We start from the raw sequence: 16,050 nt of genomic DNA, 5'->3' as shown, positions 1-16,050 counted from the left end.
GAACCCTCAGCCGGTTGTTGACGCGAGCCCAAGATGCTCAGCGATCTGATCGAAAGGCATCGGGCCTGAAGGCCCTCCTACAAAAGACTTCGTGGTGGGCGTTGGTGCTGGCGGCGGCTCATGGCCATGCGTCCGCTGCGCAGCCGCAGGGGCTCGACGATTTCGAATCGGCGACGCCCTGGAAAGTCGTGGTCTCCGATCAAGTCAGCGCGAGCCTGCGCAAGGTCGAAGGCGCGCAAGGCGGCGGCTTGTGCCTGGACTACGACTTCAACGGCGTGTCCGGTTACGCCGGCCTGCAGCGCGAATTGCCGCTGGAGTACCCGGACAACTATCAGTTCGCGTTCCAGCTGCGCGGCGATTCGCCGGCCAACGATCTGCAGTTCAAGCTGGTCGATGCCAGCGGCGACAACGTGTGGTGGGTCAACACGCCCAAGTACGATTTTCCGAAGCAGTGGACGCCGGTCGTCTACAAGAAACGCCATATCGGCCGCGCCTGGGGCCCGGCGCCGGACCCGAGCCTGCGCCGCAGCGCCAAGCTGGAGTTCACCGTCTACAACAGCGCCGGCGGCAAGGGCTCGGTGTGTTTCGATTCGCTGAGCCTGCGGGCCTTGCCGCTCGATCCGGGCGGGCCGTACACCGGCACGGCGAGCGCTTCGAAGGCCGATGCGAACGGCGCGGCGGCGAACGCGGTCGATGGCAAGCCCGACACCGCATGGCGCGCGCGTTTCGATGCGGCGCAACCGCCGCAACTGTTGTTCGACCTGGGCCGCAAACGCGAATTCGGCGGCGCGATCCTGCGCTGGGCCAGCGATGCCTATGCCTCGGCCTACCGGCTGCAACTGTCCGACGACGCCCGGCAGTGGCGCGATGGGGCGATGGTTGGCGATGGCGACGGCGGTGCGGATTATCTGGCCTTGCCCGAATCCGAAGCGCGCTATCTGCGTCTGCAGCCGATGGCCGGGCCCGGCGCTTCGTTCGCACTGGCGCAATTGCAGGTGCAGCCGTTGTCGTTCGCGGCGACGCCGAACGACTTCGTGCGTTCGATCGCCGCGCAGGCGCCGCGCGGCCGCTTTCCGCGCGGGTTCAGCGGCGAGCAGCCGTATTGGACGTTGATCGGCGTCGATGGCGGCAGCGACCAGGGCTTGATCGGCGAGGACGGCGCGATCGAAGTCGGCAAGGGCGGTTTCAGCCTGGAACCGATGCTGATCAGCGATGGCCAACTGGTCACCTGGGCCGATGTGCAGACCTCGCAATCCCTGCAGGACGGCTATCTGCCGATGCCGTCGGTGCATTGGTCGCATCCGCGCTTCAAGCTCGATGTCAGCGCATTCGCATCCGGCGATCGCGCGCGCTCGCGCCTGACCGCGCGCTACCGCCTGCACAACGACACCGCGCAGCCGCGCAGCTACGTGTTCGTGCTGGCGCTGCGGCCGTTCCAGGTCAATCCGCCGACGCAGTTCCTGAGCCAGGTCGGCGGCGTCAGCGAGATCCGCGCGCTGCGCAGCGACGAACACGGCTTCAGCGTCGAAGGCGCCGCCGCCAGCGGTTCGGCGGAGAAAACCCGCAAGCGCCGCGTGCAGGCCAGCGCCGCCGATGCGGCCTACGCGATGAGCTTCGATCACGGCGAAGTGGTCGAACGTCTGGCCCGCGCCGACTGGAATTCGCCGTGCGCCAACTGCACGACGTCCGGCGAGATTCTGCGCCGGCTCGGCGGCAGCGCCATGAGCGCCGTCGCCAACGATCGTAACGCGCTGGCGTCGGGGGCCTTGTTCTATCGGGTCGAACTGGCGCCGGGGCAGTCGCGCGAGTTCACCTGGAGCACGGCGCTGTCGGGCGCGGACGATGCCGGCTTCGCCGATCTGGCCGAAGTCGATGCCTTGCAGGCGCTGGTCGCGCAACAGTGGCGCGACAAACTCGACCGCGTGCAACTGCGCGTGCCGCGCGCCGGCCAGCGCGTGGTCGACACCTTGCGCACCGGGCTGGCGCACATGCTGATCAGCCGCACCGGCCCGCGCTTGCAGCCGGGCACGCGTTCGTATGCGCGCGCCTGGATCCGCGACGGTGCGATGATCGGCGAAGGCCTGTTGCGCATGGGCCGCGAAGATGTGGCGGAGGAATTCCTGCGCTGGTATGCGCCGTATCAGTTCGGCAACGGCAAGGTGCCGTGCTGCGTCGATGACCGCGGCAGCGATCCGGTGCCGGAGAACGACAGCCACGGCGAGCTGATCTTCACCATCGCCGAGGTCTATCGCTACACCCACGACCGCGCCCTGCTGGAATCGATGTGGCCGCACGTCGAGGGCGCGATGCGCTACATGGACGCGCTGCGCCTGAGCGAGCGCACCGCGGCCAATCGCGAACGCGACCCGGCCTTCTACGGGATGATGCCGGCCTCGATCAGCCACGAGGGTTATTCGGCCAAGCCGATGCATTCGTACTGGGACAATTTCTGGGCGCTGCGCGGCTACAAGGATGCGGTCGAGATCGCGACGTGGCTGGGCAAGGACGCGCAGATCAAAACCTTCAGCGCCGCGCGCGATCAGTTCCGCGAGGATCTGTACGCATCGATCGGCCACGCCACCCGCCGCCACGGCATCGACTACATTCCCGGCGCCGCCGAACTCGGCGATTTCGACGCGACCTCCACCACCATCGCGCTCGCGCCCGGCGGCGAGCAGGGCCTGCTGCCGCAGACCTTGTTGAACAACACCTTCGAGCGCTACTGGAAGGAATTCGTCGATCGCCGCGACGGCCGCCGCGAGTGGAAGGACTACACGCCGTACGAACTGCGCACCATCGGCAGCTTCGTGCGCCTGGGCTGGCGCGAGCGCGCGCACGAGGCGCTGGCGTTCTTCTTCGACGATCAGCAGCCGCGCGGCTGGAATCAGTGGGCCGAAGTGGTCTCGCGCACGCCGCGCAAACCGTTCTTCGTCGGCGATCTGCCGCATGCCTGGGTCGAGTCGGACTATGTGCGCTCGGCGCTGGATCTGTTCGCCTACACGCGCGATGTCGATCAATCGCTGGTGATCGCCGCCGGCCTGCCGGCGTCGTGGCTGGACGGCGAGGGCGTGACGGTCGCGGGCCTGCGCACGCCGTACGGCGCCTTGGGCTATCGGTTCAAGCGCGAAGGCGCGAAGGCGACCTTGGAGATCGGGCCGGGGCTGCAGATGCCGGCCGGCGGCGTGATCGTGAAGTGGCCGTTCGACGGCCAGCCGGGCGCGACCCGGGTGGACGGGCGCGAGCGTGCGTGGAACAACGGCGAGCTGAGGATCGAGCGGGTGCCGGCGAAGGTGTCGATCGAGCTGCCGTAAGCCGCCGGCGCGCGTTGCGATGGTTCGCAAGCGCGCCGCGTTATCGCGTTACGGGCACCAATGCACGTCGAGGCCGACGTCGCCTTCCATGCCGATCAACACCGGCCAGCGCTTGATGTCGCCGCTGGCCACGGCCTCGCGGAAGGTCTCGCGCTTGGCCTTGCCCTGGATCAGCAGGAAGCGCGCTTGCGCGTAGGCCAGGCCGACCGGGGTCAGGCTGATGCGCTTGCTCCATCGGCCCGCGCCGGGCGCGCCGCTGGCGTCGATGGCGACGTAGGGCTGCTTCGACGCCAGCACCCGGTCCAGCGCCGGCAGGCCGGGAAACAGCGAGGCGGTGTGGCCGTCTTCGCCCATGCCCAGCACCGCGGCGACCGCGCTCTGGCGCGCGTGTGCGTTGGCGAAAGCGACGGCTTCCTCCAGGGTGCGGCCGGGCTGGGTCAATGATTCGAAACGCGCGGCGGCGGCGTTGTCGCGCAGCAGATGCTGGCGCACCAGCCAGGCGTTGGCGTCGGGATCGTTCGGCAACAGCCAGCGCTCATCGACCAGGGCGACATCGACCCGCGCCCAGTCCAGCGGTGCGCGCGCCAGGGCGCGGTAGACCGGCGCCGGCGTGGTGCCGCCCGACAGCAGCAGGCGCGCACGCGGACGGCGCGCGAGTTCGCGGCGCAGGTCGGCCGCGATCGCCACCGCGCAGGCCCAGGTCCAGGTGTCGAGGCTGCGGTGTTCGTGCCAGCGGTATGGCGTGGCCTGGGGCTGCGCCGGATCGTGCGGGACGGGTGAGGAGTCGTCGAGCATGCGGCGATCTTCGCACGCCGGGGTTTAAGGCGGTGTGCTCGCCGGGTGTGACTTATGCCTCATGCGCTTCGTTGATCGGCACACGAATTGATGGCGTGAGCAGCGGCCGCGACGGCGAGTCGCGGCGTGCGGGCACGTAACGCCCGCCCCTGATTCAGCGATGTGATCGGAACGGCCGGATGCGAGCGGTTAGCTCGCGGCGATCCGACCGATCCGGCCGGACTCAGCCGACCGGTTCGAGCCGCGACGCCAGCGCCGCCGCGCCGAGCAGGCCCGGTTGCGCGTGAGTCACCGCCAGGGTCGGCACCCGCGCCATCGTCGGCGAAAACCGGCCCTTGTGTTCGAAGCGCTGGCGGAAGCCGGAATGGGCCAGCCACGGCATCAGCTTCGGCACCAGGCCGCCGGGCAGGAACACGCCGTCCCACGCGCCCAGGGTCAGCACCAGATCGCCCGCGGCGGCGCCGAACACCGCGCAGAACACATCGATCGCGCGCAGGCAGCGCGCGTCGCCTTCGCGCGCCATCGCGGTGATGTCCTGCGGCTGCAGCGGGCCGGGGTCTTCGCCGGCGATCTGGCTCAGCGCGCGATGCAGATTCACCAGACCGCTGCCGCTGAGCAGGCGCTCATTGGAGACGCGGCCGAATTCGCCCGACAGGCGCTGCAGCACTTCGATTTCTTCCGGCGTGCCGGGGGCGAAGCTGACGTGGCCGCCCTCGGTCTGCAGCGGGTAGTAGCGGCCGTCGCGGCGCAGCAGCGCGCCCACGCCCAGGCCGGTGCCGGCGCCGATGATGGCGTAGGTGCGGTCGCCGCTGTCGTTCCAGCCGTTCCAGCGCACGCCGCCGATCGGCACCACGTCGGCCGGCTGCAGCAGCGACACCGCCATGGCCTGCGCGGCGAAATCGTTGACCAACCGAAGCTGCGTCAGCCCCAGCGCGATGCGAGTGCGCTCAGAAGAGATCACCCAAGGATGATTGGTAATCCGCGCCTCATCGCCGTCCACCCGCCCAGCCACCGCGAACACGCCCTGGTCCGGAGTCGCGCCGGTGCGGTCGAGGTAATGCCGCGCGGCATCGGCCAGCGACGGAAAGTCGGCCACCGCGAACACCTGCACGCTGTCGGGCAGCAGGGCGGGAGTGGACGGGTCGGAAGAGGCGAGGGCGAAGCGGGCATTGGTGCCGCCGATATCTGCGAGCAATGCACCGCTCATGCGTGGCCTCCGCTGTTGCCGTTGCCGGGGCGGTAGCCGTTGGTGGGCGGCAGGTAGCGTTCGGCCTCGCTCGGGCCCCAGGAGCCGGCCGGGTATTCGAGCGCCGGCTGGCCGGTCTGGGTCCACGCGGTTTCGATGCTGTCGATCCAGTGCCACGCCGCTTCGACTTCATCGTCGCGCACGAACAGGGTCTGGTTGCCGCGCAGCACATCCACGATCAGGCGCTCGTAGGCGATGCGCCGCTGCGGCGAGCCCGACATCGACAGGTCCAGCGACATCGGCTTGAGTTCCATCGCGCCCCATTCCGGCGCGGCCAGACTGCCCATCAGGCCCAGCTCGATGGTTTCGTCCGGCTGCAGGCGCATGCGCAGGCGGTTGGGGCGTTCGCGGCCGCGGCGCGGGCGTTCGAACAGCCAGTGCGAGGTCGGCCGGAACGAGACCACGACTTCGGTCGCGCGTTCGGCCAGGCGCTTGCCGGTGACCAACCGGAACGGCACGCCGGCCCAGCGCCAGTTGTCGATGTAGGTTTCCACCGCGACGAAGGTCTCGACCGTGGATTCGTGCACGAAGCCCTTGACCGCGCGCCCCTCGACCACGCCGGCGGCATAGCGGCCGCGCACGGTGCGCGAGGCGACGTCGTCGTTGCTCATTGGCCGCAGCGCGCGCAGCACTTTGCGTTTTTCGTCGCGGATGCTGTCGGCGTCGAGCACCGACGGCGGCTCCATCGCGATCAGCGCCAGCAACTGCAGCATGTGGTTCTGGACCATGTCGCGCAGCGCGCCGTAATTGGCGTAATAGCCCTCGCGCCCGTCCACACCGGCGGTTTCGCCGACGAAGATGTCCACCGACTCGATCCAGCGATGCTCCCACACCGCTTCCAGCAGGGTATTGCCCAGGCGCAGCGCGAGCAGGTTCTGCACCGCGGCCTTGCCCAGGTAATGGTCGATGCGGAAGATCCGCGATTCGTCCAGGCAGGCCTTGAGCGCGGCGTTGATCTCGCGCGCCGAAGCCAGGTCGCGGCCGATCGGCTTTTCCAGCACCAGGCGCGATTCGCCTTCGAGCAGGCCGGCGGCTTTCAGGCCTTTGGCGCAGGGCACGAACAGGTCGGGCGGAGTGGCCAGGTAGCTGACACTCGGGCGGTCGGCGTAGCGGGCCAGGGCGGTGGAGATGGCCGCCTCGTCGCGCAGATCCACCGAGACGTAGGCGATCTTGCCCAGCAGTTCCTCGACCACGGCCGGGTCGTCGGCGACCTCGGAGGCCATGCGCTCGCGCAGCCAGGCGCGGAAGTCGTCGTCGGACAGCTCCTGGCGGCCGACCGCGACGATCCGGAACGCCGGCGGCAGCAGCCGGTCGCGCCACAGATGGACCAGCGACGGGAACAGATAGCGCTGGGAGAGATCGCCGGTGGCGCCGAACAGCAGCAGGGTGTCGTGCATGGAACCGCGAGCTCTGAAAGTGGGGGAAACAGCGATCGAGCGCGGCAGCTGCGTTCGGTCGTGCGCCGGGAACGCTCCCGGCTCGGGTCCCAAGCATATCGCCGCTCGGGGTCAGGGCGAATATTCGTTGTTATGGATGTCGGTTGGTGCGGGGTTTGGGGGTGCCGGCGGTATCAGTCTTGATGGGCGGAGGGCGGTTTGGGGCGGCAACGTGTGGTGAAGCGGTCGGGTTGACGTTGTTGAGGCGAGGCCATCAATGCTTCACCCGCGAATCCATCCGTCCGTCATTCCCGCGAACGCGGGAATCCAGTGTCTTTGTCGCGACCTGTACGAAAGTCGCTGGATCCCCGCGTTCGCGGGGATGACGTCCTTGAGGGAGCGGCGCCGAGTGTCGGATTCGCTACGTCCCGGTGTTCGATTCCCGACTCCCGACTCCCGACTGCCGACTCCCGATTCCCAACCCAGAGCCGTGAATCCAACCCCCGAATCCCAAATCCCGAATCCCAAATCCCCGCCTCAATAAGGCAACGGCTCGCTCAAATGCTTGCCGTTGCTGGCGATCACCTTCGTATACCAGCGCGCGCTGTCCTTCGGCGTGCGGTCCTGGGTGGCGTAGTTCACGTGCACCACGCCGAAGCGCTTGGAGTAGCCCAGCGACCATTCCAGGTTGTCCAGCAGCGACCAGACCATGTAGCCGCGGATGTCGCAGCCGGCCTGGATGGCGTCGTGGATCGCGCTGATGTGCTTTTGCAGATAATCCATGCGCAGCGGATCGCGCACGCGGCGCGCGCCGCTGACGTCGGGCTCGGCCACCGGCGGGTCGAAGAAGGCCGCGCCGTTCTCGGTGATGTACATCGGGATGTCGCCGTAGCGCTCCTTCACCCAGGTCAGGGTGTCGGTCAGGCCCTGCGGGAACACTTCCCAGCCGGTTTCGGTGTAGGTGCCCGACGGCTGGCGCACCACGCCGGTGTTGAGCGGGTAGCTGACCGCGTCCTTGGTGACGCTGCGGGTGTAGTAGTTGACGCCGATGAAATCGAGCTTCTGCTTGATCAGATCGAAATCCGCCTGCGGCCATTCCGGCCAGGCCTCGCCGAAGATTTCCCGCAGTTCCGGCGGATAGCTGCCGAGCAGGGCCGGATCGAGGTATTGCTCGTTCATGTAGGCGTGCGCGCGCTCGACCGCGGCGGCATCTTCGGCCGAATCGGTGGCCGCGTACTTGGGCTCGATGTTCACCACCAAGCCGATCTCGTGCTTGCCTTCCGCGCGATATGCCTGCACCGCCGCGCCGTGCGCGCGCATCAGGTTGTGCGAGGCGATCGGCGCTTCGAAGCGGCTGCGATGGCCCGGGGCGAGGGCGCCGTGCAGATAGCCGCCGTCGGTGATCACCCACGGCTCGTTGAGCGTGACCCACTTCTTGACCCGGCCGTCGAGCGCGCGATACAGGACCTGACCGTATTCGGCGAACCAGTCGGCGCAGTCGCGGTTGAGCCAGCCGCCGCGGTCGTCGAGCGCGGCCGGCATGTCCCAGTGGTACAGGGTCAGCAGCGGCTCAATGCCGTTGGCCAGCAACTCATCGACCAGGCGCGAGTAGAAATCCAGCCCGGCCTGATTCACCCGGCCGGTGCCTTCGGGCAGGATGCGCGACCACGACACGCTGAAACGGTAGGCCTGCAGGCCCAGTTCCTTCATCAGCCTGACGTCTTCCTTCCAGCGCCGGTAGTGATCGCAGGCCACATCGCCGGTGTCGCCGTTGAGGGTCATGCCCGGCGTATGGGCGAAGCGGGTCCAGATGCTGGGACCGGCGCCGTCGGCCATCGGCGAGCCCTCGATCTGATGCGCAGCGGTCGCGGCGCCCCACAAAAAGCCCTGCGGAAAGGTACGGTCAGCGGTAGTGCGGTCGGTCATTGCGTCGTGGCCTCCGGAGCCATTCGGGCCTGCGGTCTGGCCGGCGGATCGAGGCCCGCCGGCAAAGCCGCAAGTGGGACGTGCACGAAAACGGTTACATGGCAGAATAGCCCAGGGCGCGGCCAAATGCATCGCCCCGATCGCATTGTCGGGAGAATTCATGGCGAAGGTCACTCTGCAGCATCTGCGCAAGGTTTATCCGAACGGCTATGTCGGCGTCGCCGACGCCAGTTTCGAAATCGCCGACGGCGAACTGCTGGTGCTGGTCGGTCCTTCCGGCTGCGGCAAATCGACCCTGTTGCGCATGATCGCGGGCCTGGAAACCATCAGCGACGGCGAGCTGCGCATCGGCGAGCGCCGGGTCAACGACATGCCGCCGAAGGATCGCGACATCGCGATGGTCTTCCAAAGCTACGCGCTGTATCCGCACATGACCGTGGCGGAGAATCTCGGCTTCGGCCTCAAGCTGCGCGGCATGAGCAAGGCCGATGTCGCCAGACAGGTCGGCGAAGCCGCGGCGATGCTGGAACTGGAGCCGCTGCTGGAGCGCAAGCCGGCGGCCTTGTCCGGCGGCCAGCGCCAGCGCGTGGCGCTGGGGCGCGCGCTGGTGCGCAAGGCGCAGGTGTTTTTGCTCGACGAGCCGCTGTCCAATCTCGACGCCAAGCTGCGCATGACCATGCGCGTGGAGATCGCGCGGCTGCACCGTCAGCTGGGCACCACCATGATCTACGTGACCCACGATCAGGTCGAAGCGATGACCCTGGGCCAGCGCATCGTGGTGATGAAGGACGGCAAGATCCAGCAGATCGACACGCCGATGGCCTTGTACGAGCGCCCGATCAATCTGTTCGTCGCGACGTTCCTGGGCAGCCCGAAGATGAATATCTTGTGGGGCCCGGTGGTCGAACGCGACGGCGGCCTGCATCTGCAGATCGGCGAGGGCGTTGAGCTGCGCCTGCGGCCGCAGGGCGAGATGCTGGAGAAAGTGCGCGCCTACATCGGTCGCGAGTTGATGATCGGCCTGCGCCCGGAAGACATGCATCTGGCCGAAGCCGGCCCGGACACCTTGCCGGCCAAGGTCGAAGTGGTCGAACCGGTCGGCAACGAAGCCTTCCTCAATCTGGGCTGCGGCGGCTGCGATCTGGTGCTGCGGCTGCCGCCGTTCCACCTGCCCGCGCCGGGCGAGACCGTGCACTTGTCCTACGCCGCCGAGCGCATGCATTTCTTCGATCGGCAGAGCGAGCTGCGTTTGTAATCGCGGCGCGCGGCCGCGCCGGAATCCTCGCGCCGCGGTCGCGGCGAAGCATCGCGCATGCAGCTCGGTCCGGCCGCCGCATGCGCAGCGGCCCGGCGTGCGCGCGACCAGCGAGTTGAGTCCGATCGCCGCTTGAGTGCACACTTCATGCGTGTGTTCCGCCGCCTGCGCAGTACGGAAGGGGACGCGCCCGTACGGTGGGCGCGACCGGCCTGCGATGTTAGTGTGCCGGGGCACCCGGAGGGATCCAGATGGACAGTCAGTCCGCGACCGGCCGCCGCCGTTGCGCGGCGATACCTTGCGCCGCGCATCGTATCGCCCGTGTTCGCCGGCTCCGCGCCTTGGCCGCGATGCTTGCCCTATTCGCCGCAACAGGATGTCAAACCGCCATGTCCAGTTCCGCCGCAACCGACTCTTCCGCGCAGCCCGGTCCCGGCGCCGGCACCACGGCACAGTGGCCGCTGCGTTTCCAGCGTCACCGTTTCGGCGGTTTCTGCTTCGACACCTACGGCTGCAGCATCGTCTACAACGGCTTTCCGCACGGCAAGGACGATCCGGATCAGCTCAGCGCCGCGACGTCGTCGTTCGGTGCCGACTACCGGCAGCGCATGAAGGCCGCGCACCTGGACATCGCCAATTTCCCCGCGCCGGCCGAAGTGAAGTGGCGTTCGAAGGACAAGAGCGAGCACCACGCCAGCATCGACATCGCGGCGATCTTCAGCGACCAGCTGATCCGCCATGAAGTCGCCCGCGAAGACGTCGCCGAGGGCGTGAGCGTCAACGATCCGGAAATCATCCTGGAAGTGGACGACCGCACCGTCAACGTCTACATGCGCTGCATGATTCCGCTGAAAAAGCCGCGCGATCCGGACAATCCGAACAGCGATTTCCGCGCCGACCTGATCCGGGTCTTCAGCCGGACGTATTGATCGACCTGACCGGGCGCGGCCGCCGCAGGCGCCGAGGCCCGGACCGCAATGCCAAGGAGAGTTTGCGATGGGCGGTGGCAAGAATCCCGACGGCGTCAAGACCTATCCCGCCGACGAGCACGACCTCGACAGCTACGTGGAAGCCGGCGAAAAGCTCGCGCAGTTGCGCGCGCCGACCTTGCTGGATTCGTCCGATCCGCATGCGCGCCTGTTCGTCGCCGCCTTCGACGGCAGCGGCAACAGCATGTACGGCGACGAGCCGAAGAATCACACCAACGTCGCCGAAGTCGTCAAGCAACTGCAGAACGGCATGCACGACAACATCGGCGTGGGCTACGTCGAAGGCCCGGGCACCCAGAGCGGCTTTTTCAAAAGCACCCTGGACCTCGCCACCGGCCGCACTTTCGAGCCGCGCGTGGAGAAGATGTACGCGCAGTTCATCGAGCAGTCCAAGCATTGGAAGGCCGAAGACCCCGACGCGAAAATCAGCCTGGTCGGGATCGGCTTCAGCCGCGGCGCCGAGCAGGAAGCCGCGTTCGCGCGACTGGTGCACGAGCGCGGCATCCAGGACCCGACCGGCGCGGTCTATCGCAAGGACCGGGACGGCAACGTCACCGAGGTGAGCTATTCCAAGCCGCCGTTGCAAGCGCCGGGGCAGGTGCCGCAGGCGGTGGGCCTGTTCGATCCGGTCGGCACCGGCGAGCCGCGCAATCACGACCGGCGCCTGCCGCCGACGGTGATGTCGGCCTTCCAGATCACCGCCGAGGACGAACGCCGCGACCAGTTCAAGTCCACCAGCATCCTGCACGACGGCTTCGCCGAGGATCGGCGCTTCCTCAACGTCACCGTCGGCGGCGCGCACAGCAACATCGGCGGCAGCTACGAGCTCAACGGCTTGTCGGTGCGCAGCGGCAATCTGATGGTGGACTACCTCAACGGCCTGAGCGACCGGCCGTATCTGGAAAAGCGCGCCGAGTCCGACGATCCCAGACTCAACGTCGTGCATCGCTCGGACAAACACCAGTTCTTCTACACCACGCACGGGTTCCGCGACGGCGTGCGCGACCGTGTCGATGAGGTCGCGGGCAAGGATCAGGTAAGGCACGGCTCGGTCGTCGATCCGCGCAACAAGGAACCGATCGACCCGGCCATGGACGCGCGTTTCGAGCGTCATCCGGTGCGGATCGGGCCGGCGCCGGGCAACGAACGCGGCATCGCCGTCGGCGGTCCCGCGGGTGCCGGCGGCGATATCGACCGCACTTTCGCCCGGCTGGTCGATGCGGCGCGCAATCGCGACGACGGCGCGTTCCGCGCGGCCACGCTCGATCACGCCCGCACCGAAGCCACTCAGGCGTGGCTGCGCAGCGGGCGCGATCGCTACCAACTCAATCACGCCGACCCGGCCACGCAGCAGCACGCCGCGCGCGAGCAACCGCCGGCGCAGCCGCCGTTGCCGCCCGAGGCGCCGCCGAACCCGCAGTCGCGGGCGACCGGGCCGTAACTTCAATGGAGAACCCAGCAGTGCAGGACGCGCAAGACCTAAAACGACTGGCCGCCGATCTGGCGGTATTCGCTCAGCACCTGCAGGAGCAGAGCGAGCGCGCGGTGCAGCACGTGGACCGCAGCGCCGACGAATTGCATCGCGCCGCGATGGGCATGGGCGCCGGCGCGCAGGAACTGGCCGAGCAACTGGTCGGGGCGGTGCAGGGGCACGCACGCGATGCCATCGGCCGCGCGGTGGAGCAATCCTTCGGCCCGATCGGCGCGCAGCTGCGCGAAAGCGCCGAGGTCGCCACGCGCGCGGGCAAGGCGCTGGAGGATCAGCGCCAGGGCCTGGAACGCGCGCAGCAGATGTTGATCTACAAGGCCACGCTGGCGCTGGTGGTGGGCTCGGCGGTCGCGGTCGGCGGCAGCTGGTTCTTCATCAACAAGTCCATGCGCGAGATCCAGCGCGCCAAGTTCGGCCAGGACATCCTCGAAGCGACCCGCAGCGGCGCCTTGACCCGCTGCGACGGCGAGCTGTGCGTGCGCGCCGGCAAGCGTTTCGGCAGCAAGGGCGAGTACGTGCTGATCGAGTCGCAGCGCTGATGCGGTATCGGGCTCCGGCGGCGAGAAACCTGCGACCTTGGCGAACCGGCGATCTGTCGATCTCATGAGTGAAGCGACGACGACGGTGTTGGTCACCGGCGGCTCGGGTTTTCTCGCCAGCCACTGCATCGCGCAACTGTTGGCCGCGGGTTACCGAGTGCGCGCCAGCGTGCGCGATCTTCGGCGCGAGCCCGACGTGCGCAAGATGATCGCCAACGCCGCGGTCGAGGCCGGCGATCGTTTGACGTTCGCCGTCGCCGATCTGGAGCGCGACGCCGGTTGGGCCGAGGCCGTCGCCGGTTGCGGCTACGTGCTGCACGTGGCATCGCCTTTTCCGGCCGGCGTGCCCAGGCACGAGGACGAACTGATCGTGCCGGCGCGCGACGGCGCGCTGCGGGTGCTGCGCGCAGCGCGCGGTGCGCGGGTCAAGCGGGTGGTGCTGACCTCGTCGTTCGCGGCGATCGGCTATGGACACCCCGCGCGCACCGCGCCGTTCGACGAAACCGTGTGGTCCGATCTGAGCGGCGAGATCGCCGCCTATCCGAAATCCAAGACCTTGGCCGAACGCGCGGCCTGGGAATTCATCGAGCGCGAAGGCGATGGTCTGGAACTGTCGGCGATCAATCCGGTCGGCGTATTCGGCCCGGTCCTCGGCCCGGACTATTCGACGTCCATCGCCTTCATCAGGCGCATGCTCGACGGCAAGCTGCCCGGCTGTCCGCGGCTCGACTTCGGCACCGTCGACGTACGCGATGTCGCCGATCTGCATCTGCGCGCGATGATCGATCCGGCCGCCAACGGCGAGCGCTTCCTCGCCGTCGCCGGCGATTTCATGCCGGTGATCGACATCGCGCGAACGCTGCGCCGCGGCCTGGGCGCGGAGGCGAATAAAGTGCCGGTGCGGCAACTGCCTGACTGGCTGGTCCGCGTCACCGGCTGGTTCGATCCGATGGTGCGGCAGATCGTGCCGGACCTGGGCAAGAAGAAAAACGCGAGCAGCGCTAAAGCTCAGCGCGTGCTGGGATGGACGCCGCGTTCGGGCGAGGAAGGGCTTATCGCCGCCGCGCGCAGTCTGATCGAACTGGAACGGGCGCGCGCTTGATCCCTTGTTCGGATTCGACGCATGCCCGATCGCGATCGACGGGTAGACTGGCGGCATGAAGCGGCCGGCGGCGTGAAGTCCGCGGCTATGAAATCCGAATCGCACCTCATGGAGAGAACGAATGAATGAGCGCATTCGCGTAAAAGACGTACGGCTTCTTTCGGACAACTGGTATGTCCTGAAGACGACGACGTTCGAATACCTGCACGCCGATGGGCAGTGGAAGACCACCAGCCGGGAAACCTACGATCGGGGCAACGGCGCCACGATCCTTCTGTACAACCGCCCGCGGCGCACGGTCGTGCTCACCCGGCAGTTCCGCTACCCGACCTACGTCAACGGCAATGCCGACGGGATGTTGATCGAGACCTGCGCGGGCTTGCTGGACGACGACGACCCCGAGACCTGCATCCGTCGCGAAACCGAGGAAGAGACCGGGTATTCGATCGGCAACGTCCGCAAGGTGTTCGAGGCCTACATGAGCCCGGGCTCGGTGACCGAGAAGCTGTTCTTCTTCGTCGGCGAGTACAGTCAGAAGGATCGAATCAGCGATGGCGGCGGCGTGGACAGCGAGGATATCGAGGTCTTGGAGATGCCCTTCGATGAGGCCTTGCGGATGGTCGCTTCCGGCGAAATCAAGGACGGCAAGACCATCATGTTGCTTCAGTTCGCCAAAACCAGCGGGTTGCTGGATTGAGGTTGAGTCAATTCACGCGGGCCTGGGCGCGGCGACTGGCGCTCAGGCCGCGGCGACCTCGCGCTCGGCGCGGCCGGATTGCCGCTTCAGCATCGCGATACCCAGCAGCAACAGCGCCATCGGCAGCAGCGACAGATAGAACGCGGTGCCGCCGCCGATACGGGCGAACAACTGTCCGGTGATGAACGATCCGGTGGTGCCGCCCAGCGCGGAGAACACCACGATCAAACCGGTCATCGCCGCATGCCGCGATTTCGGCAGCGAGCTGAGCACGACCGAATTGATCGCCGGATAGATCGGCGCCATGAACAATCCGATCAGCGGGAACACATACGCGGCCAGCGGCGCGCGCATCCAGTTCATGTCCTCGTGCGGCTGCACGTCGCGCGCCAGCGGCAGCGCCAGCAGCACCAGCATCGCCATCGCGATCACGCACACGCTCAGCAGCCAGTGCCAGGGCACGCGTCGCAGCGCCACGCCCGCGGCCAGGCGCCCGAGCGCCAGCGACACGGCGAAGATGCTCGCCGCCTGCACGCTCATTTTGGTCGGCAGGTGCAGGATTTCGCGATTGAACGTCGGCAGCCAGGTGCCGACGCTTTGTTCGATCAGCACGTACAGGAACGCCGACACCAGGAACGCGGCGACCAGCGGCTGGGCGATCAGGCGGAACATGTCGAGGAAGGATTCGCCCGCGGCATGGCCGTCGCGCGCGGCCGATTCGTCCATCCGCGAACTGGCCAGCAGGATCACGATGGCGGCGGCGATGGCGGCGAGCAGCCAGTAGACGTGCAGCCAGACCGGATCGCCCGGCGACTGCGGATTGATGAACCAGGCGAAGACCCAGTAACCGGCGAGCACGCCGACCATGAACCAGCCTTCGATGATGCTGGTCAGGCTGGCGTGCGCCTGCTTGCCTTCGGTGAGCAGGCCGATGGAGGAGTACACGGACACTTTCGCCAGGGCGAAGGACACGCCGGTAGCGATGAACAGCAGCTTGGTCATCCAGAACGACGACAGCACCGGCATCAGCGCGCAGGCGACGCCGACGATGCTCAGGCCCAGCATCATCGCCCGGCGGTAGCCCAGCCGCGGCATCAGCGCGGCGGTCAGGAACGAGACCACCGCGATCGGCAGATCCTTGAACGCCTCCAGGATGCTGGCCTCGTTCTTGCTGATGCCGAAGCCCTGGATCGCCTGCAGGATCACGGTGCCCACGCTGTTGAGCAGGATCCCGAACATCATGTAGGTCAGGATCATGGCCGCGATCATGCGACGGCGGTTGGCGGCGGTGGAGGGCATCGGGGCTCCGTGGGTATCGCGGCGTG

The 16,050-nt window shown here is 67.6% G+C and carries 12 protein-coding genes; 7 read left to right on the top strand and 5 right to left on the bottom strand.

The window, feature by feature from the left end; translation table 11 throughout:
- Nucleotides 1-104: 104 nt before the first annotated feature.
- Nucleotides 105-3,311, top strand: a complete 3,207-nt coding sequence (locus tag J7J50_RS16745; protein ID WP_343222528.1) for a discoidin domain-containing protein — start codon at nucleotides 105-107, stop codon at nucleotides 3,309-3,311.
- Nucleotides 3,312-3,359: 48 nt separating this feature from the next.
- Here the strand turns inward: J7J50_RS16745 and pgl are convergent, their stop codons facing one another.
- The 4 genes from pgl to J7J50_RS16725 form a co-directional block, all read right to left on the bottom strand.
- Nucleotides 3,360-4,106 (bottom strand): 6-phosphogluconolactonase, encoded by a 747-nt coding sequence (pgl, locus tag J7J50_RS16740; RefSeq protein ID WP_215060067.1) that lies wholly within the window; start codon nucleotides 4,104-4,106, stop codon nucleotides 3,360-3,362.
- 223 nt (nucleotides 4,107-4,329) lie between these two features.
- Nucleotides 4,330-5,313, bottom strand: coding sequence for a glucokinase (glk, locus tag J7J50_RS16735; protein ID WP_215060065.1), 984 nt, complete (start codon nucleotides 5,311-5,313; stop codon nucleotides 4,330-4,332).
- Entirely contained in the window at nucleotides 5,310-6,749 is a 1,440-nt protein-coding gene (zwf, locus tag J7J50_RS16730) for a glucose-6-phosphate dehydrogenase (protein WP_215060063.1), read from the bottom strand. The genes glk and zwf overlap by 4 nt, the downstream gene beginning before the upstream one ends.
- A 516-nt stretch (nucleotides 6,750-7,265) precedes the next feature.
- Complete coding sequence (locus J7J50_RS16725) at nucleotides 7,266-8,654, bottom strand: GH1 family beta-glucosidase (protein ID WP_215060061.1); 1,389 nt, start codon at nucleotides 8,652-8,654, stop codon at nucleotides 7,266-7,268.
- A gap of 160 nt (nucleotides 8,655-8,814) precedes the next feature.
- Here J7J50_RS16725 and ugpC point away from each other — a divergent pair, with 160 nt between their 5' ends.
- From ugpC to nudK, 6 genes are all read left to right on the top strand, one after another.
- A complete protein-coding gene (gene ugpC, locus J7J50_RS16720) occupies nucleotides 8,815-9,909 on the top strand; it encodes a sn-glycerol-3-phosphate ABC transporter ATP-binding protein UgpC (RefSeq protein ID WP_215060059.1) in 1,095 nt (364 codons plus the stop codon).
- 389 nt (nucleotides 9,910-10,298) lie between these two features.
- A complete protein-coding gene (locus J7J50_RS16715; RefSeq protein ID WP_215060057.1) occupies nucleotides 10,299-10,838 on the top strand; it encodes a hypothetical protein in 540 nt (179 codons plus the stop codon).
- Nucleotides 10,839-10,905: 67 nt separating this feature from the next.
- Complete coding sequence (locus J7J50_RS16710; protein WP_215060055.1) at nucleotides 10,906-12,339, top strand: DUF2235 domain-containing protein; 1,434 nt, start codon at nucleotides 10,906-10,908, stop codon at nucleotides 12,337-12,339.
- Between the two features lie 5 nt (nucleotides 12,340-12,344).
- Nucleotides 12,345-12,926, top strand: a complete 582-nt coding sequence (locus J7J50_RS16705) for a hypothetical protein (protein ID WP_215060053.1) — start codon at nucleotides 12,345-12,347, stop codon at nucleotides 12,924-12,926.
- 64 nt (nucleotides 12,927-12,990) lie between these two features.
- The gene (locus J7J50_RS16700; protein ID WP_215060051.1) at nucleotides 12,991-14,028 is read left to right on the top strand and encodes an aldehyde reductase; all 1,038 of its coding nucleotides are present in this window, start codon (nucleotides 12,991-12,993) and stop codon (nucleotides 14,026-14,028) included.
- Between the two features lie 121 nt (nucleotides 14,029-14,149).
- Nucleotides 14,150-14,725 carry a GDP-mannose pyrophosphatase NudK gene (gene nudK / locus J7J50_RS16695; protein WP_215060049.1) on the top strand — a complete coding sequence of 192 codons (576 nt, stop codon included), beginning with the start codon at nucleotides 14,150-14,152 and terminating at the stop codon, nucleotides 14,723-14,725.
- A 42-nt stretch (nucleotides 14,726-14,767) separates the two neighbouring features.
- On the opposite strand, the gene J7J50_RS16690 is transcribed toward nudK, so the two are convergent.
- Nucleotides 14,768-16,024: an MFS transporter gene (locus J7J50_RS16690; protein WP_251044351.1), complete on the bottom strand. Its 1,257-nt coding sequence runs from the start codon at nucleotides 16,022-16,024 to the stop codon at nucleotides 14,768-14,770.
- Between the last annotated feature and the right edge of the window lie 26 nt (nucleotides 16,025-16,050).

Source organism: Lysobacter sp. ISL-50 (genome assembly GCF_018612875.1).
Taxonomy (GTDB): domain Bacteria; phylum Pseudomonadota; class Gammaproteobacteria; order Xanthomonadales; family Xanthomonadaceae; genus Lysobacter.
The sequence above is the reverse complement of the archived record's forward strand: the minus strand, read 5'-3'. Positions and strand labels throughout refer to the sequence as shown.

Excerpts from the sequence above, each read along its gene's own strand:
- pgl (WP_215060067.1), bottom strand. The coding sequence starts at position 4,106 with ATGCTCGACGACTCCTCACCCGTCCCGCACGATCCGGCGCAGCCCCAG.
- glk (WP_215060065.1), bottom strand. The coding sequence starts at position 5,313 with ATGAGCGGTGCATTGCTCGCAGATATCGGCGGCACCAATGCCCGCTTC.
- zwf (WP_215060063.1), bottom strand. The coding sequence starts at position 6,749 with ATGCACGACACCCTGCTGCTGTTCGGCGCCACCGGCGATCTCTCCCAG.
- J7J50_RS16725 (WP_215060061.1), bottom strand. The coding sequence starts at position 8,654 with ATGACCGACCGCACTACCGCTGACCGTACCTTTCCGCAGGGCTTTTTG.
- ugpC (WP_215060059.1), top strand. The coding sequence starts at position 8,815 with ATGGCGAAGGTCACTCTGCAGCATCTGCGCAAGGTTTATCCGAACGGC.
- J7J50_RS16715 (WP_215060057.1), top strand. The coding sequence starts at position 10,299 with ATGTCCAGTTCCGCCGCAACCGACTCTTCCGCGCAGCCCGGTCCCGGC.
- J7J50_RS16710 (WP_215060055.1), top strand. The coding sequence starts at position 10,906 with ATGGGCGGTGGCAAGAATCCCGACGGCGTCAAGACCTATCCCGCCGAC.
- J7J50_RS16705 (WP_215060053.1), top strand. The coding sequence starts at position 12,345 with ATGGAGAACCCAGCAGTGCAGGACGCGCAAGACCTAAAACGACTGGCC.
- J7J50_RS16700 (WP_215060051.1), top strand. The coding sequence starts at position 12,991 with ATGAGTGAAGCGACGACGACGGTGTTGGTCACCGGCGGCTCGGGTTTT.
- nudK (WP_215060049.1), top strand. The coding sequence starts at position 14,150 with ATGAATGAGCGCATTCGCGTAAAAGACGTACGGCTTCTTTCGGACAAC.
- J7J50_RS16690 (WP_251044351.1), bottom strand. The coding sequence starts at position 16,024 with ATGCCCTCCACCGCCGCCAACCGCCGTCGCATGATCGCGGCCATGATC.